The 23,910-nt window shown below is 73.9% G+C and carries 26 protein-coding genes; 9 read left to right on the top strand and 17 right to left on the bottom strand.

Annotated elements, in window-relative coordinates; genetic code table 11:
- Position 1 precedes the first annotated feature (1 nt).
- From ACFVTH_RS05795 to ACFVTH_RS05775, 5 genes are all read left to right on the top strand, one after another.
- Positions 2-955 carry a ribokinase gene (locus ACFVTH_RS05795; RefSeq protein WP_387087614.1) on the top strand — a complete coding sequence of 318 codons (954 nt, stop codon included), beginning with the start codon at positions 2-4 and terminating at the stop codon, positions 953-955.
- A complete protein-coding gene (locus ACFVTH_RS05790) occupies positions 952-1,884 on the top strand; it encodes a nucleoside hydrolase (protein ID WP_387087612.1) in 933 nt (310 codons plus the stop codon). The genes ACFVTH_RS05795 and ACFVTH_RS05790 overlap by 4 nt, the downstream gene beginning before the upstream one ends.
- Before the next feature lie 46 nt (positions 1,885-1,930).
- Positions 1,931-2,635 carry an NUDIX hydrolase gene (locus ACFVTH_RS05785; protein ID WP_387087609.1) on the top strand — a complete coding sequence of 235 codons (705 nt, stop codon included), beginning with the start codon at positions 1,931-1,933 and terminating at the stop codon, positions 2,633-2,635.
- A gap of 78 nt (positions 2,636-2,713) precedes the next feature.
- Positions 2,714-2,851: a hypothetical protein gene (locus tag ACFVTH_RS05780; protein WP_387087607.1), complete on the top strand. Its 138-nt coding sequence runs from the start codon at positions 2,714-2,716 to the stop codon at positions 2,849-2,851.
- A gap of 68 nt (positions 2,852-2,919) precedes the next feature.
- Positions 2,920-3,105, top strand: a complete 186-nt coding sequence (locus tag ACFVTH_RS05775) for a hypothetical protein (protein WP_387087604.1) — start codon at positions 2,920-2,922, stop codon at positions 3,103-3,105.
- A 66-nt stretch (positions 3,106-3,171) separates the two neighbouring features.
- Here the strand turns inward: ACFVTH_RS05775 and ACFVTH_RS05770 are convergent, their stop codons facing one another.
- The gene (locus ACFVTH_RS05770) at positions 3,172-4,656 is read right to left on the bottom strand and encodes a PLP-dependent aminotransferase family protein (RefSeq protein ID WP_387087602.1); all 1,485 of its coding nucleotides are present in this window, start codon (positions 4,654-4,656) and stop codon (positions 3,172-3,174) included.
- A 107-nt stretch (positions 4,657-4,763) separates the two neighbouring features.
- Here ACFVTH_RS05770 and ACFVTH_RS05765 point away from each other — a divergent pair, with 107 nt between their 5' ends.
- Positions 4,764-5,771, top strand: a complete 1,008-nt coding sequence (locus tag ACFVTH_RS05765; protein ID WP_387087599.1) for an aldo/keto reductase — start codon at positions 4,764-4,766, stop codon at positions 5,769-5,771.
- 27 nt (positions 5,772-5,798) lie between these two features.
- Here ACFVTH_RS05765 and ACFVTH_RS05760 read toward each other — a convergent pair whose 3' ends face one another.
- The 7 genes from ACFVTH_RS05760 to ACFVTH_RS05730 form a co-directional block, all read right to left on the bottom strand.
- Complete coding sequence (locus tag ACFVTH_RS05760; RefSeq protein ID WP_387087597.1) at positions 5,799-6,287, bottom strand: hypothetical protein; 489 nt, start codon at positions 6,285-6,287, stop codon at positions 5,799-5,801.
- A 41-nt stretch (positions 6,288-6,328) separates the two neighbouring features.
- Positions 6,329-7,123, bottom strand: coding sequence for an HAD-IIA family hydrolase (locus ACFVTH_RS05755; RefSeq protein ID WP_387087595.1), 795 nt, complete (start codon positions 7,121-7,123; stop codon positions 6,329-6,331).
- A 124-nt stretch (positions 7,124-7,247) separates the two neighbouring features.
- Positions 7,248-8,612, bottom strand: coding sequence for a serine hydrolase domain-containing protein (locus tag ACFVTH_RS05750; protein WP_387087593.1), 1,365 nt, complete (start codon positions 8,610-8,612; stop codon positions 7,248-7,250).
- Between the two features lie 127 nt (positions 8,613-8,739).
- On the bottom strand, positions 8,740-9,144 hold the full coding sequence (locus ACFVTH_RS05745) for a RidA family protein (protein ID WP_387087591.1): 405 nt from the start codon (positions 9,142-9,144) through the stop codon (positions 8,740-8,742).
- A gap of 131 nt (positions 9,145-9,275) precedes the next feature.
- Complete coding sequence (locus ACFVTH_RS05740; RefSeq protein WP_387087589.1) at positions 9,276-9,977, bottom strand: metal-dependent transcriptional regulator; 702 nt, start codon at positions 9,975-9,977, stop codon at positions 9,276-9,278.
- Between the two features lie 36 nt (positions 9,978-10,013).
- The gene (locus ACFVTH_RS05735) at positions 10,014-11,315 is read right to left on the bottom strand and encodes an ATP-binding protein (protein WP_387087587.1); all 1,302 of its coding nucleotides are present in this window, start codon (positions 11,313-11,315) and stop codon (positions 10,014-10,016) included.
- Between the two features lie 138 nt (positions 11,316-11,453).
- Positions 11,454-12,887 carry an Nramp family divalent metal transporter gene (locus ACFVTH_RS05730; protein ID WP_387087585.1) on the bottom strand — a complete coding sequence of 478 codons (1,434 nt, stop codon included), beginning with the start codon at positions 12,885-12,887 and terminating at the stop codon, positions 11,454-11,456.
- Between the two features lie 85 nt (positions 12,888-12,972).
- On the opposite strand from ACFVTH_RS05730, the gene ACFVTH_RS05725 reads away from it, so the two are divergent.
- Positions 12,973-13,353 carry a hypothetical protein gene (locus ACFVTH_RS05725; protein ID WP_387087583.1) on the top strand — a complete coding sequence of 127 codons (381 nt, stop codon included), beginning with the start codon at positions 12,973-12,975 and terminating at the stop codon, positions 13,351-13,353.
- A 44-nt stretch (positions 13,354-13,397) separates the two neighbouring features.
- Positions 13,398-14,099, top strand: coding sequence for a TrmH family RNA methyltransferase (locus ACFVTH_RS05720; protein ID WP_387087582.1), 702 nt, complete (start codon positions 13,398-13,400; stop codon positions 14,097-14,099).
- On the opposite strand, the gene idi is transcribed toward ACFVTH_RS05720, so the two are convergent.
- The 9 genes from idi to ACFVTH_RS05675 are packed head-to-tail and all read right to left on the bottom strand — an operon-like array spanning position 13,990 to position 23,001.
- Positions 13,990-14,592, bottom strand: a complete 603-nt coding sequence (idi, locus tag ACFVTH_RS05715; protein WP_387087580.1) for an isopentenyl-diphosphate Delta-isomerase — start codon at positions 14,590-14,592, stop codon at positions 13,990-13,992. The two genes, ACFVTH_RS05720 and idi, sit on opposite strands and share 110 nt — an antisense overlap.
- Positions 14,589-15,992, bottom strand: a complete 1,404-nt coding sequence (locus ACFVTH_RS05710) for an alkaline phosphatase family protein (RefSeq protein ID WP_387087578.1) — start codon at positions 15,990-15,992, stop codon at positions 14,589-14,591. The genes idi and ACFVTH_RS05710 overlap by 4 nt, the downstream gene beginning before the upstream one ends.
- Positions 15,989-17,200, bottom strand: a complete 1,212-nt coding sequence (gene eboE / locus ACFVTH_RS05705; protein WP_387087576.1) for a metabolite traffic protein EboE — start codon at positions 17,198-17,200, stop codon at positions 15,989-15,991. The genes ACFVTH_RS05710 and eboE overlap by 4 nt, the downstream gene beginning before the upstream one ends.
- The gene (locus ACFVTH_RS05700) at positions 17,200-18,093 is read right to left on the bottom strand and encodes a TatD family hydrolase (RefSeq protein ID WP_387087574.1); all 894 of its coding nucleotides are present in this window, start codon (positions 18,091-18,093) and stop codon (positions 17,200-17,202) included. Before ACFVTH_RS05700 ends, eboE begins: the two co-directional genes overlap by 1 nt.
- A 1-nt stretch (position 18,094) precedes the next feature.
- Positions 18,095-18,781: an EboA domain-containing protein gene (locus tag ACFVTH_RS05695; protein ID WP_387087572.1), complete on the bottom strand. Its 687-nt coding sequence runs from the start codon at positions 18,779-18,781 to the stop codon at positions 18,095-18,097.
- Positions 18,778-19,635: a sugar phosphate isomerase/epimerase family protein gene (locus tag ACFVTH_RS05690; RefSeq protein ID WP_387087570.1), complete on the bottom strand. Its 858-nt coding sequence runs from the start codon at positions 19,633-19,635 to the stop codon at positions 18,778-18,780. Before ACFVTH_RS05690 ends, ACFVTH_RS05695 begins: the two co-directional genes overlap by 4 nt.
- A complete protein-coding gene (locus ACFVTH_RS05685) occupies positions 19,632-20,519 on the bottom strand; it encodes an SCO3242 family prenyltransferase (protein ID WP_387087568.1) in 888 nt (295 codons plus the stop codon). The genes ACFVTH_RS05690 and ACFVTH_RS05685 overlap by 4 nt, the downstream gene beginning before the upstream one ends.
- Positions 20,516-21,844, bottom strand: coding sequence for an inositol-3-phosphate synthase (locus ACFVTH_RS05680; protein ID WP_387087566.1), 1,329 nt, complete (start codon positions 21,842-21,844; stop codon positions 20,516-20,518). Before ACFVTH_RS05680 ends, ACFVTH_RS05685 begins: the two co-directional genes overlap by 4 nt.
- Positions 21,845-21,882: 38 nt before the next feature.
- Entirely contained in the window at positions 21,883-23,001 is a 1,119-nt protein-coding gene (locus ACFVTH_RS05675; protein WP_387087564.1) for a polyprenyl synthetase family protein, read from the bottom strand.
- Between the two features lie 272 nt (positions 23,002-23,273).
- On the opposite strand from ACFVTH_RS05675, the gene ACFVTH_RS05670 reads away from it, so the two are divergent.
- Positions 23,274-23,909 (top strand): MSMEG_1061 family FMN-dependent PPOX-type flavoprotein, encoded by a 636-nt coding sequence (locus ACFVTH_RS05670; protein WP_387087562.1) that lies wholly within the window; start codon positions 23,274-23,276, stop codon positions 23,907-23,909.
- The last annotated feature ends 1 nt before the right edge of the window (position 23,910 follow it).

The raw sequence follows: 23,910 nt of genomic DNA, 5'->3' as shown, positions 1-23,910 counted from the left end.
GTTGGCACGCGGCGCGGTCGTCGTCGTCGGCTCGCTGAACGTCGACGCCACGAGCTACGTCGAGCGGTTCCCGGAGCCGGGCGAGACCGTGACGTCGCGCGCCTTCCGCACCGCCCTCGGCGGCAAGGGGGCGAACCAGGCCGTGGCGGCGCACCTGGCCGGCGCCGACGTCGAGCTCGTCGCCCGCGTCGGCGACGACGCGAACGCCGCGCTCGCGCTCGGTGCGCTCGAGGGCTTCGGCCTCGCGACCGAGGGCGTCGGGCGGGTCGCGGATGCCCCGACCGGCGTCGCGCAGATCACCGTCGCCGACTCGGGCGAGAACACGGTCATCGTCACGGGCGGCGCGAACCTTGCGCTCGACGCCGACGCGCTCGACTCCGAGCGAGCGCACCTCGCCGCGGCCGCGCTCGTGCTCACCCAGGGCGAGCTGCCCGTCGCGACGATCGAGCGGCTCGCCGAGCACTGCGAGGAGCTCGGCGTTCGCCTCGTCGTGAACCTCGCGCCGCCGGTCGAGGTGTCCGCGGCAGCGCTCGCGGTGTGCGATCCGCTCGTCGTCAACGAGCACGAGGCGCGGGCGGCGGGCATCGGCACGGAGGTCGCGGCCGGCGCCTCGCTCGACGAGTGGCGCGCGCACGCCGCCGCCGCGGTGGGCCGGGTCGCCCGCTCGGTGGTGGTGACGCTCGGCGGGTCGGGCGCGGTCGCGGCGTCGCCCGACGGCGACTGGGCCGAGGCGGCTCCCGAGGTCGTCGCCGTCGACACGACCGGCGCCGGCGATTGCTTCACCGGCACGCTCGCGGCGTTCCTCGCCGAGGGCCGCGATCTCGCCGAGGCGATGCGCATCGCCGTCGCGGCCGGTGCGCACGCCGTGCAGGCGCGCGGCACGGTCGACTCGTACGCCACCCGCACGGCGATCCTCGCCGCCGCGCGGATCGACGAAGGAGCGCCGCCCGCATGACCCTGCCCGTGATCATCGACTGCGACCCGGGACACGACGACGTCTTCGCGCTGTGGCTGGCCGCGGGGCATCCGGCCCTCGATCTTCGTGCGGTGACCACCGTCGGCGGCAACGTCGCGCTGGAGCACACGAGCCGGAATGCACGCGTCGCGCTCACCGTCGCCGGCGTCACGGGCGTGCCGGTCGCGGCGGGCGCCGCCGCTCCGCTCGAGCGCGAACTCGAGACGGCCGAGTGGATCCACGGGGAGAACGGGCTCGGCGGGCCCGAGCTGCCCGAGCCGACGGTGCCGCTCGACCCCCGCGGGGCGACCGGGCTCATCGCCGACACGCTGCTCGCCGCCGACGTGCCGGTCGCGATCATCGCGACGGGGCCGCTCACGAACGTGGCGATCCTGCTGCGCGACCGCCCGGAGCTGGCGCCGCGCATCGGCCGGATCGTCTGGATGGGCGGATCGACCGAGCGGGGCAACGCGACCCCGTATGCCGAGTTCAACGCCTGGGTCGACCCGCATGCGCTCGACCTGGTGGTGCGGAGCGGCGTCGACTTCACGATGGTCGGCCTGAACGTCACGCACCGGGCGCTCGTGACGCAGGCGGTGCGCGACCGCCTCGCGGCGATCGGCTTGCGCACCGCGGCGTTCGGCGACGAGCTGCTCGAGTTCTTCTGCCGCACGAACGACGAGGTCTTCGGCATGCCCGAGGGCCCGCTGCACGACCCCGTCGCGGTCGCGGTGCTCGTCGCCCCCGACGTCGTGACCCTCCGGCGCACCCGCCTCGACATCGAGCTCACGGGCACCGAGACGCTCGGCGCGACGAGCGTCGACTTCGACGGGATGCTCCGCCGCGAGCCCAATGCCCTCGTCGCCGTCGACCTCGACGTCCAACGGTTCTGGGATCACGTCGAGGCGGCGGTCGCGAACCTCGCCTGAGGCCGCATCGCCCGTCTCCGACGCCGCGAGGGGTAGCCTCGGGAGGGTGACTGCACCTGCCGGAGTCGGAGCCGCCCGCGTGGAGCTGGAGGCGCTCGCGCGAGACGCCGAACTCTTCGCCGACTGGCCGAACGACGAACGGTTCGGCGACGTCGAGTTCCGCGACGCTGCCGTGCTGATCCTGTTCGGCGTGCTCGACGACCTGCCGAGCGATCACGCGGCGCAGGACCGCGCCGTCTCGCGCGACCTCGACGTGCTGCTGCTCGCCCGCGCCGAGACGCTGCGTTCGCACGCCGGCCAGGTGGCGTTCCCCGGAGGGCGTGTCGATCCCGGCGATCGCGGGCCCGTCGACGCGGCGCTCCGCGAGGCCCGCGAGGAGACCGGGCTCGACACCGACGGCGTCGAGGTGCTCGGCGCGCTGCCGTCGATCCCGGTGCCGTACTCGGGGCACCTCGTGACGCCCGTGCTCGGCTGGTGGCGTGCGCCGTCGCCGGTCGGGGTGGTCGACGTCGCGGAGTCGTCGGCGGTGTTCCGCACGCCGGTCGCCGACCTCGTCGACCCGGCCAACCGGTACACGACCGTGGCGCGCCGCGACGGCGACGAATGGCGCGGCCCGGGCTTCGTGCCGACCGTCGGCGGCCGTCGGCACCTCGTCTGGGGGTTCACGGCCCTGGTGCTCGACCGCATGCTCGACCGGCTCGGCTGGGCCGAGCCGTGGGACCGGGCACACGAGTACGAGCTCACGCCCTGACACTCGTCCCTCAAACGACGATCCCTCGTTGTCGTCGCCGTGGGGCCGGCGTACCGTGGCGCGAAAGGGGTGATCGCCATGGAGTTCACCTTCTGGGTCGGCGTCGGCGTGCTGTTCGTGATCTGGCCGGCCGCCCGGTGGGCCTTCGCACGCGGGCGCGAGTCGGAGCGTGCACGCGGCCGTGCACCCGAGGCCCATCCGCACGACGGGCCGTGAATCGCCCGAGAACACCGGTGAGCGCACCGCCCGGTACCGTCGGAGGACGTCGACGGAAGGGCGGCATCGTGGACTGGACCGGATGGGTCTTCATCGGCCTCGTCGTCGTGGCGTGGGTCGTGACGCAATGGGCGTTCTCGTTGCGGCGCGCCTCCGAGAAGATCCGTGGGCGCGACCGCGAGGCCTCCGACGGCATGCTCGAGGTCGAGCGCGGCAAGGCGCGCGGAACGTTCTGGACGACGTTCGGCGGCTGAGCGCGGCGACGATGCGCCGCGCCCGTGCGACCGCGCGACCGCGTGAACGTGCGACCGCGCCCGCGCTCACCCGAGCGACCGGATGACCCGGGCGAGCCGCGCGACGGCCTCGTCGACGAGCGCGTCGGAGAGGTTGCCGTAGCCGACGACGAGCGCCTCGGGGAGGGGCTGCGCGCCCGTCGCCCGGTAGCGCGTGAGGTCGGAGACCGCGACGCCGTGCTCGGACGCCGCCGCCGACACCTCGGCCGCCCCCACCCCGGGCGGCAGCGCGAGTACCGCGTGCATGCCCGCCGCGATGCCCGTGACCTCGAGCTCGGGCAGCTCGCGCCCGAACGCGGCGAGCAGGGCGGCCCGGCGCCGCTTGAACCGGCCGCGTGCCGCTCGCAGGTGCCGCTCGAGGTCGCCCGACTCGATGAATCGTGCGAGCGCCGCCTGCTCGAGCGTCGAGGGCCGTGGCCGCTCGGCGAGGCGCACGCGCTCGCGGAGCGTCGCCGGGGCGAGCGCCCAGCCGAGTCCGTAGGCCTGAGCCATCGACTTCGAGAGCGATCCGACGAGCACGACGTGCTCGGGTGCGAGGCTCTGCAGTGCGGCGATGGGCCGTCGGTCGTATCGGAACTCGGCGTCGTAGTCGTCCTCGATGAGCACGCCGTCGACCTCGCGCGCCCAGCGCACGACGGCCTCGCGCCGAGCGGGCGACAGCGCCGCCCCGAGCGGGAACTGGTGGGCGGGGGTGAGCAGCGCCGCACGCGCGCCCGTGCGCGCCCCGGCGTCGACGAGCCGGTCCACGTCGATGCCGTCGCGGTCGACCGGGACGGGTACGGGCGTGAGCCCCGCGGCCGCGGCGACCTCGCGCAGGCGCGACCAGCTCGGGTCCTCGACGATGATCGATCGGTGCCCGGCCGCGCGGAGTCCCGCGACCACCGCGGCCATGCCGTCGGTCGCGCTGTGCGTGATCACCACGTCGCCCGGCGCGGCGACCGCCCGGCGCGAGCGAGCGAGGTAGTCGGCCACGGCGGTGCGGGCGCTGGGATGCCCCAGCCGATCGACGACGGTCAGCTCGGCATCGGGCAACGTCTCGAGGGCGTGCCGCACGGCGGCCGCCCACCGGGCGCGCGGCGCGTGGCGCAGGTCGGCGACGCCCGGCCCGAGGTCGTACGGCGGTCGCCGGTACTCGGGCCGCAGCCCGGAGCCCCGCGCTGCTTCTGCAGGAAATTGGGCTCCATGGTCTGCTGTGGGGCCGCCTCGCGTCAGATCTCCTGCAGTAGCGACGGCGGTGGCCGGCACCCGCGTGCCCGAGCCGACCGTCGCCTCGAGGAACCCCTCGGCGACGAGCTGTCCGTACGCCTCGGTGACGACCCAGCGCGAGACGCCGAGCGACTCGGCGAGACCCCGGCTCGGCGGCAGGGCGGCGCCCGCCGGGGCCCGCCCGCTCGTGACGGCGTCGCGGAGGGCCCGCTCGAGCCGGTCGCGCAGCGGCTCGGGCCCGGAGCCGAGGTCGATGAGGGTCTCCCAGGCGAGGGCGGGGCCCGGTGCGGGGCGGGATCGTGGCATCGGGTCGTCTCGATTGGTCTGGTGAACTACGGGCTGATTGGAGTGTACGCCCGAGCCGATCGATTCCTACGCTCGAAACCGTCACCCACACCAACGGAGGAACATCCATGCGATACCGCACGATCGGCAACGGCCGCACGAGCTTCGACGTCTCGACGATCTGCCTCGGCACCATGCAGATGGGCACGAAGATCGACGAGGCGACCTCGTTCGCGATCCTCGACCGCTTCGTCGAGGCCGGCGGCACCTTCATCGACACCGCGAACAACTACAGCTTCTGGGACGGCGGGTACGGCCGCGACAGCGAGGACCTGCTCGGCCGTTGGCTGGCATCGCGCGGCGGGCGCGACCGGCTGCGCATCGCCACGAAGCTCGGCGCCGCCAAGGCCGATCCGGCGCTGCCGCTCTCGAACACCGCGCCGACGAACTTCCAGGGGCTCGGTGCGTCGACGATCGACTGGGAGGCGCGCGAGAGTGCGAAGCACCTCGGGGTCGACCACCTCGACGTCGTCTACGGCCACGTCGACGACCTCGAGACCCCGCTCGCCGAGACCGTCGGCGCCTTCGGCGCGCTGCAGGAGGAGGGGCTCATCGGCGTCGCCGGCATCTCGAACGTGGCGCTCTGGCGCATCGTCGAGGCGCGCGAGGAGGCGATCCGCCAGGGCATCGCGCCCTACGGGCTCGTGCAGCAGCAGTACAGCTACGTCTACCCGGCGCCGAAGCTCGGCCGGCAGAACTTCGTGACGCCCGAGCTGCTCTCGTACGCGGCATCCACCGGGGTCGACGGCCGGCCGCCGCTCGCGGTGACCGCCTACTCGCCGCTGCACCAGGGCGCGTTCACGCGCAGCGACAAGAACCTGTGGGGCGGGGTGAACCACCCGACGACGCACGCGCGCATCGCCCTGCTGCGCGAGGTCGCCCACGACGCCGGCGCGACGCCGAACCAGGTCGCGCTCGCGTGGCTGCTCGGGCGCGAGGTGCCCGTGATCCCGGTGGCGGGCCCGTCGAGCGTCGCGCAGCTCGAGGAGGTGCTCGGTGCCGCCGAGCTCGACCTCGACCCCGAGGTGCGGGCGCGGCTCGACGCCGACCCCGAGGAGGCGCCGCTCGCGGCGTAGACGCGGTGCGAAGGGGTCGGGCGGGCGTCAGTCGCCCTGTTCGACCTCTTCGTCGGCATCGACCTCGTCGTCGAGCTCGTCCTCGTCGTCGCCGGTGTCGGCGACGCTCAGCACCTCGATCTCGAGGTCCTCGTCGAGCTGCGCGTAGATGACGAGGCCCGCGTACTGCGTCGGGGCCTCGTAGACGAGCACGAGCGTGGCGTCGCTTGAGACGATCGCCCCCTGCAACTCGAGCTCGTCGGCGAGCAGGGCGTAGTCGCCGTCGCCGGCGGACTCCTCCTCGCCCTCGAACTCCGAGTCGACGAGCTCGCGCACGATCTCGTTCTCGAGGCGGTCGAGTTGCTCGGCCGTGAGCGGGGTGAGCGCGCGCTGCGCGGTCGCGAGCATGACGGGGGTCTCGAGCTGCTCGTCGTCGTCGAGCGCGAAGAGCACGGCCACCTGGCGGTCGCCGGGCAGGGAGACGACGGCGCTGAGCTCGCCGTCGTCGTCGAGGTCGATGTCGGTGAGTTCGATCATGGCGTTGCCCTTCGGGAGAAGCGGTTCGGAGACGGCGGCGGTCAGAGTTCGGTCTCGGCGGGCTCGCCGACGAGTTCGGAGACGCCCGAGAGGATCTCGTCGGGCCGGAACGGGTACTTCTCGATCTCGGCCTGGTCGCTGATGCCCGTGAGCACGAGCACGGTGTGCAGGCCCGCCTCGATGCCCGCCACGATGTCGGTGTCCATGCGGTCGCCGATCATCGCCGTGTTCTCGGAATGGGCGCCGATCTTGTTGAGCGCCGAGCGGAACATCATCGGGTTCGGCTTGCCGACGACGTAGGGCTCCTTGCCCGTCGCCTTCGTGATGAGCGCCGCGATCGCCCCCGTCGCGGGCAGCGGCCCGTCGATGCTCGGCCCCGTGGCGTCGGGGTTGGTGACGATGAAGCGCGCGCCCCTGTCGATCAAGCGGATCGCCTTGGTGATCGCCTCGAAGGAGTAGTTGCGGGTCTCGCCGACGACGACGAAGTCGGGGTTCGTCTCGGTCATGATGTAGCCGGCGTCGTGCAGCGCCGTGAGGATGCCCGCTTCGCCGATGACGAAGGCCGAGCCGCGCGGCAGCTGCTGCTTGAGGAAGTCGGCCGTCGCGAGCGCCGACGTCCAGATGCGGTCCTCGGGCACGTTGAGCCCGCTCGAACGCAGCCGGGCCGAGAGGTCGCGGGCCGTGAAGATCGAGTTGTTCGTCAGCACGAGGTACGGGGTGCCCGCGTCCTCCCACTGCTGCAGCAGCTCGGCGGCGCCCGGCAGGGCGTGGTTCTCGTGCACGAGCACGCCGTCCATGTCGGTCAGCCAGCACTCGACTTCGTCACGTCGTCCCATGGGTCAAGCCTAGGCCGCGCATGTCACGCCCCGATGACGGCCCGGTGACGAGACCGCGCGGGATGCCCCGCGGCCGGTCTCGGCACGCCCGCCGAGGGTGCTGCCGAGGGCACTGCCGGGGGCGCTACCCGGCGGCGGGCGACGTGCCGAGCGCCGCGATCACGTCTGCGACGAGCTGCACCTCGCTCGGCTCGTCGTCGGCCTCAGGGGTGAAGCCCATGCGCACGACGACGAGGTCCTCCGACGGCACGACGATGACCTTCTGGCCGTCGTGGCCGGATGCGTAGTACGTGTCCTCGGGCAGTTCGGGCCAGCGCAGGCTGCCGTCGGCGAGCACGTTGACGCGCCAGCCCATGCCGTACCCGGGGTCGTCGGTCGCGTCGACCGGCAGCACCTCGAGGCTCTTCGCCATCCAGTCGGCGGGCAGCAGCTGCTCGCCGTTCCATTCGCCGTTCTGCAGGGCGAACTGGCCGATCGCGGCCCAGTCGCGGGGCGTCGCCCAGAGGTACGAGGAGCACACGGGCGTGCCGGCCGCGTCGGGCTCGAACGTCGCCGACGAGAGCCCGAGCGCGCCGAGCAGCGTCTGCCGCGGGAGGTCGGCTCCGAGCCCGGTGCGCTCGGCGAGGACCGAGCACAGCAGCGTCGTCGAGCCGCTCGAGTACTCCTGCACCGTGCCGGGCGTGCTCTCGAGGGGGAGGCCGGCGACGTAGCCCGCCATGTCGCCCTCGTTGTAGAGCATCTGCGTGATCGGCGTGCCGAGGTCGTAGGTCTCGTCCCACTCGAGGCCGCTCGTCATGCGCAGCAGCTGCTCGACGGTGATGTCGGCGCGCTCGTCGCTCCACTCGGGGCGGAGGCCCGCGTCGTCGAGGGCGATCTCGCCCTGCTGCGCGAGCATGCCCGCGATGAGGCTCGTCGCGCTCTTCGACATCGACCAGCCGAGCTGCGGGGTCTCGGCGTCGAACCCGTGGGCATAGCGCTCGGCGACGAGCTCGCCGCCCTTCGCGACGACGACGCCCCGGGTGCCGAGCGCCGCGGCATCGGCCTCGGAGAGCTCGTCGCCGAAGGCGGCGGCGAGTGCGGCGTCGAGCTCGTCGGACGGCGCCGGCGCCGCGGCATCCGTGAACGGGTTGCCCTCGCCGGACACCGTCGACGCCTCGCCGAGCTCGGGCGCCTCCTCGGCGAGCGTGCAGCCGAAGCCGGGCGTGAACCAGGCCTTCTGCGCGGCGAGCAGGCCGAGCAGCGAACCGGTGGTGACGCCCTCCTCGCGGTCGACGTCGACCTGCAGGTACGGCACGAGGGGGTTCGACGGCAGGTCGCTCGCGGGGTCGTCGCGACCCGCGACCTCGGTCACCGCACAGGCGTTGTGCGCGGCGTAGCCGGTGCCGGTGCGCAGCATCGGACGCTGCCACCAGTAGACGGCGACGGCTCCCGCCACGAGGACGAGCACGACGACGAGGAGGACGACCAGTGTCCTGCGGAGAATGCGCACCGCGGGATGCTAACAGCGGCGTCACCGTTTTCACTCATCAACTGGGGAAATCCACGGCGGAACGGCTCGATCGATGTGCGAGTTCGACGATCGCCGACGACGCCGGGGAGACGAGGCGAATCGGGACTCAGTCGAGAACCGCGGCGACTGCTTCGAGCTCGACGAGCTGGCCCTCGTATCCGAGCACGGTGACGCCGAGCAGTGTGCTCGGAACCTCGTGCTCACCGAAGGCCGCGTGCACGACATCCCAGGCGGTGCCGAGATCGGCTCGATCGCTCGACGCGACGAGCACCCGGGTGCTGATGACGTCCTCCAAGCGTGCACCGGCATCGGTGAGGGCCGTTCGAAGGTTCTCGACGCACTTCGCCGCCTGGGCGGAGACGTCGCCGATGCCGGCGGTCGAGCCGTCCTCGTCCAGCGGGCATGCCCCGGCGAGGAACACGAGCCGCGCACCGGCCGGAGCCGTCGCCGCGTACGCGTACGGCGCTCCGGCGAAGAGCGAGTCGGAACGGATCAGGGTGACGGCGGTCATTCGGGCTCCTGGTTCGAGGGTGGACGGGTGTCGGTCTCAGCTGGTCTCGAGGTCGACATGCCGATCGGGATGCTCCGGGCTCGACGTGTCGGCACGGGGACCAGCCCTGAGCGACGTTCGGCGGGTCGCGCTCAGCCGGTGATCCAGATCTCGGCGGCGGCCTCGGTGGTCAGTTCGATCGGGGATGCCTCGGCCGGCACCGCGTGCGCGTCGCCGTCGCCGCCCGGGGCGAACCTGATGCGCACGCGCTCGCCGGAGGCATCCGACGGTTCGACGACGACGACCATGCCGGGTGCGACGCCCGCGGCGGCGAGCGATCGCAGCACCTCGGGGTCGCGGTCGCTGATGCGCAGCACGCGGCCGGCGTGGCCGGCGGCGGCCTCGTCGAGCCGCACGAAGCGCTCGACCGCGAGGGAGCCGTCGGCCGCGGGGATCGCGTCGCCGTGCGGGTCGCGCGAGGGGCGGCCGAGCCGGGCGTCGATCGTCTCGAGCAGCCGGTCGCTGAGCGCGTGCTCGAGCACCTCGGCCTCGTCGTGCACCTCGTCCCAGCCGTAGCCCATCTCGCGCACGAGCCAGGTCTCGATCAGGCGATGCCGGCGGACCACGGCGAGGGCGCGCTCCCGGCCGTCGTCGGTGAGCCGCAGCGGACCGTACGGGACGTGCGCGATGAGCCCCTGCGCCGCCATCTTCTTCACCATCTCGGTGACGCTCGAGGGGGCGACGCCGAGCTTGTCGGCGAGCGCCTTCGGCGTGATGGGGTCGGGCTGCCACTCGGTGTGGGAGTACACCGTCTTGAGGTAGTCCTCGATCGCGGGGTTCTTGCTGGCCGGCATCGGCCCCAGCCTAGCCGCGCCGTTCCGCGCGCCGGGTCAGACGCGTGCGAGCCGCTCGATGTCCTCGAGGAACGCGTCGGCGGTCTCGGCAGACACCGTGGTGCGGGTGCCGGCGATCGACTCGAGGTAGTCGGCGGTGGTCGGTCCCTCGGTGTGCGCCGCGGCATCCCCGTCGTCGCTCGCCCCGTTGCGCACCGCCGTCTCGAACGCCCGCTGCGACGCGCTGCGCGCGGCGAACTCGATGTCGGCGGGCGAGAAGCCGGCGGTGCGCTCGACCAGCACGTCGAGGTCGACCGCGTCGACGATCTGCTCGGGCACGTAGCGCTGCCAGATCGCGAGCCGTGCCGCCTCGTCGGGCAGGCCGATCGGGATCACGTAGTCGAACCGCCCGTGCCGGAGGAACGCGCTGTCGAGCGCCCGGATGAAGTTCGTCGCGCAGACGAGCAGCCGGCCCGGCTGTTCGCGGAACGCGGGGATGATCTTCAGGAGCTCGTTCGTCACGCCCTGCAGCGGCGATGGGGGCTCGCCCGAGCGCTGGGCGGCGATCTCCTCGACCTCGTCGATGAAGACGACCGCGTGCTCGAGCTCGGCGATCTTCGTGAAGGTGTCGCGCAGCGCCCCGGCCAGGCCGCCCGGCTCGGCCGCGAGGCGCGACGGGAAGACCTCGACGAACGACCACTCGAGCCGCGAGGCGATCGCCTTCGCGAAGGTGGTCTTGCCGGTGCCGGGCGGGCCGAACAGCACGACGGCGCGCGGCGGCACCACGCCGTAGCGGTCGGCGAGGTCGGGCTCGGCGAGCGGCAGCACGAGGCGCTGCTCGAGGATCTCCTTCTCGCGGCGCATGCCGGCCACCGACTCCCAGAGCGTGCGCGGCAGCAGGCGACCGCCGAGCTCGGCGAGCGAGCTCAGCTCCTGGCGCTGCACGGGGATGCGCCGTTCGAAGTAGCGCAGTTGGTGCTTGGGCTCGAAGCCCTGGTTGGCGAACGCGTCGACGCGGCTCTCGTTCTCGGGGATGAGCGCCGAGAGCTTGGTGAGGCCGTGCTGCGCCATGCGCTTCTCGAGGGCGGCCAGCATCGCCGAGCCGATGCCCCGGTGGCGCCAGTCGTCGTCGATGGCGAAGAAGACGACCCAGCCCTGGTCGTGCGCGGCACGGCCGACGGCGGCGCCGATCACCTCGTCGGCGTGCACCGCGACGATCGCGTGGTCCATCTGGCACGAGGCGATGACCTCGCTGAGGTCGTACACGGGCTCGTGCGACGACTGCCGCTGGGCCTCCCAGAGGTGCAGGATGCCGTCGAGATCGTCGTTGTGGAACTCGCGCAGTCGCCAGCCGGTCATGATGTCCTCCATCCGTGGGTTTCAGCAGCGTAGGTGACCGCCCGGCGCCCGGCGGCCATGTGACGTCGCCCGCGGAGGAAAGAACGTCGAGTGTTGCGCCGACGGAAAGATCTGCGGCAGTTCTGCGGCAGCGCCGCCTCACGCCCCCGTGAACACGAGCCAGAGGAGCACGCCGTTGAGCGTGATGAGGAACACCGAGGCCGCGACGCCCGCCGCGGTCGTCGCCCAGTGATTGCGCCACCGCCCGAGCACGCCCGCCTTCGCCGTGAGCGCGACGAGCGGCACGAGCGCGAACGGGATGCCGAACGACAGCACCACCTGGCTGAGCACGAGCGAGAGCGTCGGGTCGAAGCCGAGCCACAGGATCACGAGCGCCGGTACGAGCGTCACGAGCCGACGCAGGATCAGGGGCACGCGCACGTGCAGGAGGCCGTACATGATCTCGGCACCCGCGTACGCGCCGACCGACGTCGAGGCGAGCCCCGAGGCGAGGAGGCCCACCGCGAACAGCGTCGCGATGACGGGCCCGAGCGCCGTGCCGAGCGCGGCGTAGGCGCCCTCGAGGCTGTCGGTGCCCTCGACGCCCGCGAGGTTCACCGCCGCGAGCAGCAGGATGCAGAGGTTCACGGTGCCGGCGATGGCCATGGCGATCGACACGTCCCAGCGGGTCGCGCGCACGAGCACGTCGGTCGGCACGTGGGTCGCGGTGCCCGGCGCGAGCTCGGGCGCGGCGTCGGTGCCGCGGCGCACGCCGAAGCCGTGCCAGGCGACCGGTCGCGGGCCGACGGTGCCGGTGCCGGTGCTGCCGAGAGCCGCGGGTGCGCTCCTCGCCTGCTCGCCGCGCCGTGTCGCGAAGCGGTCGCGCGAGAGCGCCGAGTGCGCGTAGATCGCGTGCGGCATGATCGTCGCCCCGAGAATGGATGCCGCGAGCAGCACCGAGTTCGCGTCGGCGAAGCGCGGCACGAGCCCGCCGAGCAGCCCGGCGGGGTCGGGCGGGGCGACGAAGACGCCGACGGTGAAGCCGATCGCGATGATCGCGAGGAGCCCGATGATGACGAACTCGAAGGTGCGGGGCCCCCGCCGCGACTGCAGCACGAGCAGGCCGATCGACACGGCGCCGGTGATGAGCCCGCCCCAGATGAGCGGCACGCCGAAGAGCAGGTTGAGCGCGACGGCGCCGCCGATGACCTCGGCGAGGTCGGTCGCCATGGCGACGAGCTCGGCCTGGAGCCAATACGCGCGGCGGCCCCAGCGGCTGCGGATCCGCCCGCCGAGCACCTCGGGGAGGCTGCGGCCCGTGACGATGCCGAGCTTCGCCGACAGGTACTGGATGAGCCAGGCCATCACGTTGCCGAGCACGACGACCCACACGAGCAGGTACCCGTACTGGGCGCCGGCGGTCATGTTGCTCGCGACGTTGCCCGGGTCGAGGTAGGCGACGCCGGCGACGAGCGCGGGGCCGATCAGCCAGGCGACCCGGGGCACCGAGGGGTCGCGCGGCCGCCGCGCGCGTGCCGCGGTCGTGGCGGTGGCGTCGGGGGCATCGGTCTCGTCGTCGAGAGTTTTCGGCATACCGAAAAGGTACCAATATTTAGGCATACCGAAAAGCCGTCCTCGCCGTATCGTTGTAGCAGGGGAGAGCATGATGCTGCGTCGATTGATCGGGCGAACCCGCTCGCGGGCCGAAGAGGCGCCGCCCGGAGCGGACGACGACCCCTACGCGCTCTACCTGCGATGGGTCGAGGCCGGCCGCCCGCCGATCGAGGAGGCCGAGTCGGCTGCGCGACCCGGCTTCGCGGGCGACCCCGACGACCTCGCGATGGACGACGAGGCGGTCGACGACCCGGCCACGGCCGAGCCGCGCGCGGTGCCGACCGCCGCCGCATCCGTGCGTGGCGGCTCCGCTGCATCGCCGACGCGGGCCGCGACGGCGCCGACCGCCGCCGCGACGCCGAGCGCGGGGCACGTGAACGCCACGGGCGCCGCCGCCGCGATCACCCCGCCCCGGCGCGGGTTCTGGCCGTTCCGCCGACGCTGACGCCCGGCCCCACGCCCGTGGCGCGCACGGGTAGCGTTGCTGGTGTGAGTGACGAGGTCGGCCCCGAGGCATCCGAACCCGAGGCGACCCTGCCGCAGCACGGCGTCGGACCGTGGCCCGGCGGTGAGGCCGAATGGCCCGACGACCCCCGCTACGACCCCGAGCTGCTCGCGGGGGGCGACACCCGCAACGTGATCGACCGCTACCGCTACTGGCGCATGGAGGCGATCGTCGCCGACCTCGACGAGCGCCGGCACGGCTTCCACGTCGCGATCGAGAACTGGCAGCACGACATGAACATCGGGTCGATCGTGCGCAGCGCGAACGCCTTCGCCGCCGACACGGTGCACATCATCGGGCGGCGCCGCTGGAACAAGCGCGGCGCGATGGTCACCGATCGCTACCAGCACGTGCAGTACCACGAGGATGTCGCGGCGTTCGCGCGCTGGGCCCACGAGGCATCCCTGCCCGTGATCGCCCTCGACAACCTCGAGGGCGCGGTGCCCATCGAGGCGTTCGCGTGGCCCGAGCGCTGCGTGCTGCTCTTCGGGCAGGAGGGGCCGGGCCTCTCGCCCGAGGCGGCCGAGGCCGCCGACGCCCTCGTCGAGATCACCCAGTACGGCTCGACGCGCTCGCTCAACGCGAGTGCGGCCGCCGCCATCGCGATGCACTCGTGGATCCTGTCGCATGCCGGGCCGAGCCCCGAGGCCGGAGCTGCTCGGCCTGCAGCACGCTCCACGGACTGAGCAGGAAGGGCGTGCGCTCGGCCGCCTCGAAGAAGGCATCGGGCTCGACCCAGTCCCACGACACGACCTCGGCCGGGTCGGGATGCAGTTCGGCGGGCAGCTCGGCGAAGAAGACCGGGCAGAGCTCGTGCTCGACCATCCCGCTCGCGTCGACCGCGCGATAGCGGAACTCGGGCAGGACGAGGCGGATGTCGCGGGCCTCGACGCCGAGCTCGGTGCGGACCCGCCGGGCGACCGCCGCGACCGGGTCCTCGCCGGGGAGCGGGTGCCCGCAGCAGGCGTTCGTCCACACCCCGGGCCACGTCGCCTTCGAGAGCGCGCGCCGGGTCAGCAGCATCCGGCCGTCCGCATCGAAGCCGTAGCACGAGAACGCGAGGTGCAACGGCGTGTCGGCGCCGTGCACGAGCGCCTTGTCGACGGTGCCGATCGGCGTGCCCGTGTCGTCGACGAGCACGACCTGCTCGGCGGCCGTGCCGGCGAGTGCGCCCGTCACGGTGCGGTCGCCGGCTCGGGCACCCCGGCCGCCTCGAGCACGAGATCGCGCACCCGCGCCGCGGGCACGAGCTCGGGCGCAGCGCCCCAGAACGGCAGCCCGGGGTCGGAGCAGATGAGCAGGGGGGTGTCGGCGTCGGAGACCGGCAGGCGTCCGTGCGTGCCGCGCACGTGCGAGGCGTCGAGCGGCACGACGTTCATCGCGTACCGCAGCCCGAGCTTCTTGCGCACGAGCCCGAGACCGGCGCGCAGCTTCGCGGCCGGGTCGGCGGGGTCGAAGAACAGCTCGGCGGGGTCGTACCCGGGCTTGCGGTGGATGTCGACGCCGCGGGCGAACTCGGGCGCCCGGTCGTCGTCGAGCCAGTAGTAGTACGTGAACCACGCGCCGGGCTCGGCGACCACGACGAGTTCGCCCGAGCGGGGGTGATCGAGTCCGTAGCGGGCCTGGGCGGCACGGTCGAGCACCTCGTCCACGCCGTCGAGACCGGCGAGCAGCGCCCGCACCCGAGGGACGTCGGCCTCGTCGCGGACGTAGACGTGCGCGACCTGGTGATCGGCGACGGCGAAGGCGCGCGAGGCCATGGGGTCGAGCAGTTCGCGGCCCTGCTGCTCGTGCACCTCGAGCAGGCCCGCCCGGCGGAGGGCCCGGTTCACGTCGACCGGCCGGTCGGCGGCGGCGATGCCGTACTCGGCGACCGCGACGACGGTGGCGCCGGCGGCGATCGCGTCGTCGAGCAGGGGGGCGAGCGTCGCATCGAGCTCGGCCGCGGCGCGGTCGGCCTCGGGCGAGTCGGGGCCGAACCGCTGGAGGTCGTAGTCGAGGTGCGGCAGGTAGGCCATCACGAGATCCGACGACTCCTCGCGCAGCACCGACCGGGTGGCCTCGACGATCCACCGCGTCGACGCGATCGACGCGGTCGGCCCCCAGTACTGGAAGAGGGGGAAGTCGCCGAGCTCGCCCGTCAGGCGGTCGTGCAGCGCGGGCGGCCGGGTGTAGCAGTCGGGCGACTTGCGGCCGTCGGCGTGGTAGACGGGGCGCGGGGTGACGGTGAGGTCGGTGGTCGCCCCCATCGCATACCACCAGCACACGTTCGCGGTCGTGAAGCCCGGCTCGCGACGGCGGGCCGTCTCCCAGACCTTCTCGCCCTCGACGAGGGCGCTGTGCTGGCGCCAGAGGTTCACCTCGCCGATGTCGCGGTGGTACCAGCCGTTGCCGACGATGCCGTGCTGCGCGGGCGCGAGGCCCGTCAGCATCGTCGACTGCACGCTGCAGGTGACGGCGGGCAGCACGGTGCCCAGCCGTGCGGATGCCCCGCGCTCGGCCAGTGCGCGCAGCCCCGGCATCTTCGCGAGCGCCCGGTCGGTGAGGCCGACGACGTCGAGCAGCAGCACCCGGGTCATGACGCGATCCGTTCCGTCGCCGGTGTCGGGGCCTGGTCCAGCTCGGCGGCGGCCCACCGCAGCTCCGCGGCGATGCCCGCGGCCAGGTCGCCGGCTCCGCCCGGGAGCACCGACCACGTGTAGGTCTCGACGTCGAGGTGGATCTCGTCGCCCGCGAACAGCTCGTGCACCTCGGCGACCGCTGCCCGCAGCACCCCGACGGTCGAGGTCAGCGGCGCCGTCGGCGCGAGGTGCAGGGGGACGTGGAAGTGCACCCGCCAGGGGCCGTCGGTGCGCAACCGGTCGAGCGCCTCGGGCAGGTCGTCCATCCGCAGCACGGCGCCGTCGGCGGCGAGCGCACGGGTCTGGTGCAGGTAGCGCGGCTCGGCGAACTCCGCGAGCGCCGACCGCGCGGCCGGGTCGGACGGATCGTCGACGTGGAGCGCCGCGGAGGCCTGGATCTTCGGGATGCGCAGGCCGGCGCGCCGGATCCGCCGCACCGTCTCGACCGGGTCGGCGAAGGAGGCGGCGAGGTGGCAGGTGTCGAGGCAGACCCCGACGAACTCGGGGTCGATGCGCTCCGGGTCCGCATGCTCGCCCGGGCGGGCCCCGGGCAGGACGCCGACGTCGTCGAACGCGGACGCCGTGCCGAGCCTCGGGGTGAGCCAGTCGATCACGTCGTCGACCGTGTCGAGCACGCAGCCCGGCTCGGGCTCGATCGCGAGCCGCACCGTGCGGCCGGTGCGCTCCCTGAGCCGCCGCAGGCCCGACGACACCCGGGCGAGGGCAGCGGTCGCCGCGTCGTCCTCGGTCGCCGTCCACGGGAAACGCCAGCCCAGCGGCAGCGTCGAGATGCTGCCGACGGCGCCCTCGGGCAGCAGCTCGGCGAGCACCTCGGCGCAGTCGAGGGTGTAGTCCGCCCGCCTCGGGTCCGTCCAGTCGGGCCGATAGACGTCGAGCTTCACGACCTCGGCGTGGAACGCGGTGTGCGGGAACGCGTTCACCGTGCGCACCTCGAGGCCCTCTGCCTCGAGCGCCGCCTTCAGCTGCGCGCGCGCGTCGGCGTCGCCCGCCAGGCGCCGGGCGAGCGGGGCCGGCAGCCACAGTCCGACGCCGAGCCGCTCGAGTCCGGCCGCCCGCCGCGCGGGACCCGCGTAGCGGGAGAGCTGGTCGAGCACGCCCTCGAGGTCCTCGGCGGGGTGGACGTTCGTGCAGTAGGAGAGCTCCATCAGACCCGCACCCCCCGCAGCACCGAGTTGCCCTCGAACGTCGTCGGCGCGAGCGGCTCGACCGCAGGGGCCTCCGTCGCCTCGTCGAAGCCGGGCACCGGGTCGAGGTTCAGCCGGCCGCTCTGGCCGTAGAACTCGACCGGGTTGCGCCAGAGCACCCGGTCGACGTCGTCGTCGTCGAATCCGGCGTCGAGCATCGCGCGGGCCGTCGCGAGGGTCTTCAGCGGATCGGAGTGGCCCCAGTCGGCCGCGCTGTTCGCGAGCATGCGCTCCGTGCCGTACTCGCGGACGATCGCGACGAAGCGGTGTTCGTCCATCTTCGTGTCGGGGTAGATCGAGAATCCCATCCAGCACCCGCTGTCGGCGACATCGGCCACCGTGGTCTCGTTCAGGTGGTCGACGACCACGAGCCCGGGGGCGAGGCCCGACTCGCGCACGACGTCGAGCGTGCGCCGGGTTCCGGCGGCCTTGTCGCGGTGCGGGGTGTGCACGAGTGCGGGCAGGCCGTGCCGCAGCGCGAGCTCGAGGTGGCGGGCGAAGACCTCGTCCTCCTCGGGGGTCATCGAGTCGTAGCCGGTCTCGCCGACCGCGACCACGCCGTCCTTGGCGAGGTAGCGGGGGAGGACGTCGAGCACCTCCCGGCAGCGCGGGTCGTTCGCCTCCTTCGGGTTGAGGGCGATCGTGGCGTGGTGGCGGATGCCGTACTGCGCCGCCCTGAAGCGCTCCCAGCCGATCAGCGCGTCGAAGTAGTCGGTGAAGCTGCCGGCGCTCGTGCGCGGCTGCCCGAGCCAGAACGACGGCTCGACGAGCGCACGCACGCCGGCGTCGTACATCGCGCGGTAGTCGGTGGTGGTCCGCGAGGTCATGTGGATGTGCGGGTCGAAGATTCGCATGTCAGTCCTCCTGGGCGTCGGCGGGGCCGGCGGATGCGGCGAGCCGGGTCATGTCGTCGGTCACGGCTCGTCCGGCCGCCCGTCGCTCGGCGACGAGCCCCGCGGCCATGCGGGCGAGCTCGGCGTCGGTGCGGAGCTCGAGCCCCGCGACCGCGTCGAGGGGAACGCCCATGAACAGCGTCTTGAGCACGCCGTGCCGCCACGCGTGCTGGTCGAGGCGGCGTGCCGCGAACGGGCCGAGCGCCGCCGCGACGAGGCGCGGGTCGTTGCTGCGCAGCGCCTCGGCGACGAGGCGCAGCCCGGTCACGACGACCGGGTCGGCCGGGGCATCCGCGCCGCCTGCGCTCGCTTCGCCCGTCGTGCCGCCCGCGCTCGGCGCGACCAGCCCGGCGGCCTCGGCGGCGCCGAGGCCCCTGAGCACGCCGCGCTGCTCGGCGTCGTCGCCGTAGCGGTACAGCTCGGCGAGCTCGGCCGCCGCCCGGTCCGCAGGCAGCGCCCGGATCACCGCGAGGACGAACCGCTCCCTGGCCCGGTCGTCGATCGTGCCGAGCCGGTACCCCTGCGGGTCGGCGGCGGGATCGATCGCCCCACGGCCGGCCTCGCGGCCGGCGGCGGGGAACAGCTCGGCGACGCGCGAGGGATCGGCGGAGATCGCCGCCTCGCCCGCGCTGACCCATTCGTCGTTCATCGTGCCTCCCATGCGTCGTGGATCGCGGTCATCGAGCGTGCGGCCGCCCCGGGCGCATCGTGCGAGTGCCGGGGCAGCTCGACGGCGGCGATCCCGCGGTAGTCGAGTTCGTCGAGGGTGCGCAGTGCCGCCGCGAGATCGAGCGCGCCGTGGCCGAACTCGAGGTGCTCGTGGGCGGCGGGCAGCATGTCGTCGAGCTGCACGTTGCGCAGCAGGGCGCCGGCGGCCCGCAGCGCGCCGACCACCCCGTCGGGTTCGACGACCACGCAGTGGCCGAGGTCGACGGTGAGGCCGAGCGCCTCGGGGTCGCCGAGGTCGGCGCGGAGGGCGAGCGCGTCGGCGACGGTCTCGACGAGCATGCCCGGCTCGGGCTCGAAGGCGAGCGGCACCCCGGCCGCCGCGGCCTCGACGACGATCGGGGCGAGGCGCTCGCGCAGCCGGTCTGCGGCGCGGTCGGCCGAGACGCCCTCGGGCAGCACGCCCGACCAGAGCGACACGCAGTCGGCGCCGAGCAGTCCGGCCAGCTCGATCGCGCGACGCAGGAAGTCCTCGCGGGAGGACGCGTCGTCGTCGAGCAGGGTCGGCCGATGCTTCCTGAACGGGTCGAGCAGGTATCTCGTGCCGGTCTCGACGACGACCCGCCAGCCCAGTCCGTCGAGGCGGCCGCGCAGGCGCTCGGCCGTGCGCGGGGCGTCGGAGGCGAAGGGGTCGAGGTGCGGGTGGCCGAGCGTGAGCGCGAGACCCTCGTAGCCGAGGGCGTGGAGCACGGTCACGGCGTCGTCGAGCGTGTGGTCGGCGAAGCCGTTCGTGCCGTAGCCGATCGCGAACCGCGCCCCGGGCAGCGCGCCGCTCACGTCAGGTCTCCCCGGCGACGGCGGCCCGCCCGCCCGGCCTTGCCTCGCAGGCGGATGAGTGCGTGCACGGCCATGAGCCCGAGCGCGACGACGGGCGCGCCGCTGCGCGCCACGAGCGCGGCCTGCAGCGGCACCACCGCGCCGATGCCCGCGCGGGTCGCGTCTCGCACCCGTTCGGGGGAGGGGTCCTCGGCCGCAGCGAGCTGACCGGGCAGCGCCGCGGCGAGGTACGCGGCTGACCCCGCGGCGCCGGTGACCCGGGCGAGCGGCGTGCGCACGTCGGGGCTCGCCGAGTCCACGGCGGCGGCAGCCGCCCCCGTTGCGGCGAGGGCCAGCCCGGTGTCGGCGCTCGAACCGCCGTGCACCTCGCCGCGGGAGAGCGCGGTGACCCCGGCCGTGTGCACGGCGATGGTGAGCGCTGCCGGCAGCGCGCGCGGCGATCCGCCCGCGCCCATGAGCACGTCGAGCCCGCGGCACACGGCCATCGCGAGAGGTCCGGCGGCGGTCGGCTTCGCGACGACGTCGTAGGCGACGACGGATGCCACGAGCGGCACCGCGACCGCGAGCGAGCGCCGTCCGCCGCCGGCCGCGGCGAGCGCGAGCCCCACCGCGCCGAGGCCTGCCGCGACGGCGAGCGCGCGTCGCGGGGTCACGCGCCCCGACGGGATCGGGCGCTCGGGTCGTTCGATCGCGTCGAGGTCGCGGTCGGCCCAGTCGTTGAGGGCCATCCCGCCGCTGTAGACGGCGACCGACGCGAGCGGGAGCAGCCAGCCCTGCCGCGAAAGGCCGCCCGCTGCGGTGCAGGCGCCGACCGCGGTGTCGCCGAGCACCGTGAGCGCGGCAGGCGCGCGCACGAGCTCGAGGACGTCGCGGAACGTCGTCACCGTTCGCCGCCCACGGGCATCGGCGACGCGGCCGCCGCGGGCACCGGGGCGGCATCCGCACCGGCGGCCGCGAACGACCGGTGCGGTTCGGCGTCCGCCGCGGCGAGCCGGCGCGACATGTCGTCGGCCCAGGATCGCAGCGCGGCGGTCTGGTCGGCGAAGGCGTGCACCTCGCTGCCCCACGGGTCCTTGAAGAAGGAGCCGAGCGCGGGGACGACGCCGCGCACACCCGCCGCGCCGGCGAGGGACAGCAGCCGGGCGAGGTCGATCACGAGGGGCGCCGCCAGCATCGAGTCGTACGCGCTCCACGTGGTCTGCAGCGTGATGCGCGACGACAGGAACCCCTCGGCGTGCACGTGGTCCCACGCCGTCTTGACGTCGCCGAGGTCGGGCACGTTGTCGATGTGCAGCGGGGCGACGACGTGCTCGCCGACGAGGCTGCGCAGCCCGCGCGTCTTCGAGACGAGCTTGCTCTGCACGGCAGCCGGGTCGGCGAGGGTGCGGCCGTCGCCGCCGCCGAGCAGGTTCGTGCCCGACCACGACAGCACCCGCATGCCGCGCTCGGTGAACATCGGGCCCAGCACGGTGCGCAGCAGGGTCTCGCCGGTCTTGCCGTCCTGCCCGGCGTAGGCGATGCGCGGCTCGGCGATCGCGCGGAGCACGGGCAGGCCGAGCCCGGCCGACGGGGTGAAGCAGGCGTAGGCGGCGCCCGCCTCGACGGCCGCGAGCGCCGCGATCGAGCTGGGCGGCAGCGGTGCGAGCCCCGGGTCGGCGAGGGCGGCGGTGAGCGCCGCGGCGTCGTGGAACTCGGGGCGGTCGTCGGGGAGCGCCTCGGTGGACGAGACGTCGATCACGGTGACGTGGGCGAGTCCGTGGCGCTCGCGGAACCGGATGAGGTCGCTCGCGAGCCGCTGCACCGCGGCGGCCTGGCCGCCCTCGTGCGTCGCCGGGTCGTGGCCCTGGCGGATCTCGGCATCGGTGTCGGCCAGCTGCTCGCGCACCGCGGCGACGATCGCCTGCGGCAGCATGCCCGAGCCGGCGAGCGCCTCGGCGCGTTCGAGGAGCGGCGTCGGGCTCACGTCGTGCCCGCCGATCACGATCTGGTCGAAGCCGGGCAGCGGCACGCCGACGAGCGCCGGTCCCTCGGTGGTGCAACCGGTCGGCGGCACGATCCCGGCGGCGATGGCGTGCAGGCCCACGGCGACGGTGGTGCCGACCGAGCCCCGGGCGCCGTTGAGCCAGAGCCCCACCCGGCCCCCGCTCCAGGTCGCGCTCGTCGCTGCGGCGGTGTGCTCGGCGGCGTGCTCGGCGGTGTTCGGCTCCATGTCGGTCTCCTTCGAACGGGTCTGGATCGGTCGGTCGGTCAGTGGTCGCGGTGGCGCAGTGCGCCCGCGAGCCGCGCGAGGTGGTCGGCCAGCTCGACGGGCAGCCCGGTGCGCGCCTCGCCCAGGCCGCGGTCGAGGTGGGTCTCGATGAGCCCGTGCACCGCGGCGCGAGCCCCGGTCGCGGTGACGATCTCGCGCACGCGCCGGGCGTCGGCCTCGGTCGCGTCGGGAGCGCCGAGCACCCGGGCGATGAACGCGCGGTCGTCGCCGTCGGACCACTCGAGCGCGAGGCGGACGTGCTCGGTGCGCTTGCCGTCGCGCAGGTCGGACAGGGTCGACTTGCCGGTCGTCGCCGGATCGCCGAACAGCCCGAGGTCGTCGTCGCCGAGCTGGTACGCGATGCCGAGCGCCGTTCCCGTGCGCTCGATCGACCGCGCGGTCGCCGCGTCGTCGGCGCCCGCGGCGATCGCGCCGAGCAGCAGGGGCAGCGTGACGCTGTACGAGGCGGTCTTCAGCGTGGCGATCAGGAGCGGGGCGCTCAGCTCGGGTGCGAGCGTCTCGGCGCGCACGTCGAGCAGCTCGCCGGCGATCGCCCGCTCGACCGCGGTGAGGGCGGCGGCGGCGAGGCCGAGGCGCACCGATTCGGCCGCGGGGGCGCCCACGAGCGCCAGCACGGCCGCGTTGAGGGCGAGGTCCCCGGCGAGCAGGGCGGATGCCTCGCCCCGGCGCGCGGCCTCCGCGGGGCCGAGCCCCTCGGCCTGCGAAGCCGACACGGTCAGGCCGACCACGTTCGGGCGTCCATGCCGCACGAGGTCGCCGTCGATGAGGTCGTCGTGGATGCAGAGGGCGAGATGCACGAGCTGCTGGGCGGCGGCGACGCGGCGGAGCAGCGCGGGGTCGTCGCCGCCGTGCGCCAGGTACGACGCGGCGACCAGCCCCGGACGCAGGTGCTTGCCGCCGTCGGCGGCCCGCGCGGCGGCGACGAGCTCTGCGGCTCCGGGCCCGGCGGCCTCGAGCCGCGCGTCGACCTCGTGCCACACCGCGGCGGTGAGCCTCGCGGGGTCGCCGAGCGCGTCGCGGAGGCGATCGCCGAACGCGCCGTCGGCCGCCCGGGAGGGCCTGCCGGTGCGGGCGGTCGCGGTGGGCGCACTGAGCATGCTGACCTCCGTCATCGTCGACCGGGTGCGAGCGCCGACGCTCGTCGGAGCAGGTCGGAACCCCTCTCGAGACCGATGTCGAATCGAATCGGATCTGCCGACGGCGACCGTGAATTGCACGCTACTTCGATAAAAGTCAGCTGTCAATGATCGACATTTGGATGTCGAGCATGCAAAAGTTGACGACGTCGAGCCGACCGCGGAGGGGCGCTCGGCCGGTGTCCGGGTGGGCGCGCGGGCTCGCGCCCGGCCCTCGGGGTAGCGTGGCGGTCATGGTCGAAGCGCACGCCCGCGGCATCCCCGTCACCACCCTCGACGAGCTCGAGGCGATCGTCGGAGCGCCGCTGCCGACCGCCGCGAACAAGACGCGAGACCGGCTGCACGAGGTCGACGTCGCCTGGCTCGCCGCCGCCCCGCTCGCCTTCGTCGCGACCAGCGACGAGCTGGGCAACCTCGACGTCTCGCCGAAGGGCGACCCCGCAGGGTTCGCCGTGGTGCTCGACGAGCGCACGATCGCGGTGCCCGAGCGAGTGGGCAACCGGCGCGTCGACGGGTTCCGCAACCTGCTGCGCAATCCGCACGTCGGGCTGCTCTTCGCGATCCCCGGGCGCGGCGACACCCTGCGCATCAACGGCCGGGCGACGATCGTGCGCGACGCGCCGTACTTCGACGACGGGGTCGTGCGCGGCAACCGGCCGGTCCTCGCCATCATGGTCGACATCGACGAGGTCTTCTTCCACTGCTCGAAGGCGTTCCTGCGCTCGAAGGCCTGGCAGCCCGACACCTGGGCTCCCGACGCCGCACCGCGGCGCGCGGTCATCTCGAAGGCGGTCGAGCGGCAGGGCGACTCGCTCGAGGAGCTCGACGCCTACTACGGCCCGAGCTACGCCGACCGCATCTACGGTTGAC

It is taken from the genome of Agromyces sp. NPDC058104, from assembly GCF_042884835.1.
In the GTDB taxonomy this organism is placed as follows: Bacteria; Actinomycetota; Actinomycetes; order Actinomycetales; family Microbacteriaceae; genus Agromyces.
This window is presented reverse-complemented; position numbering and strand designations above follow the sequence as displayed.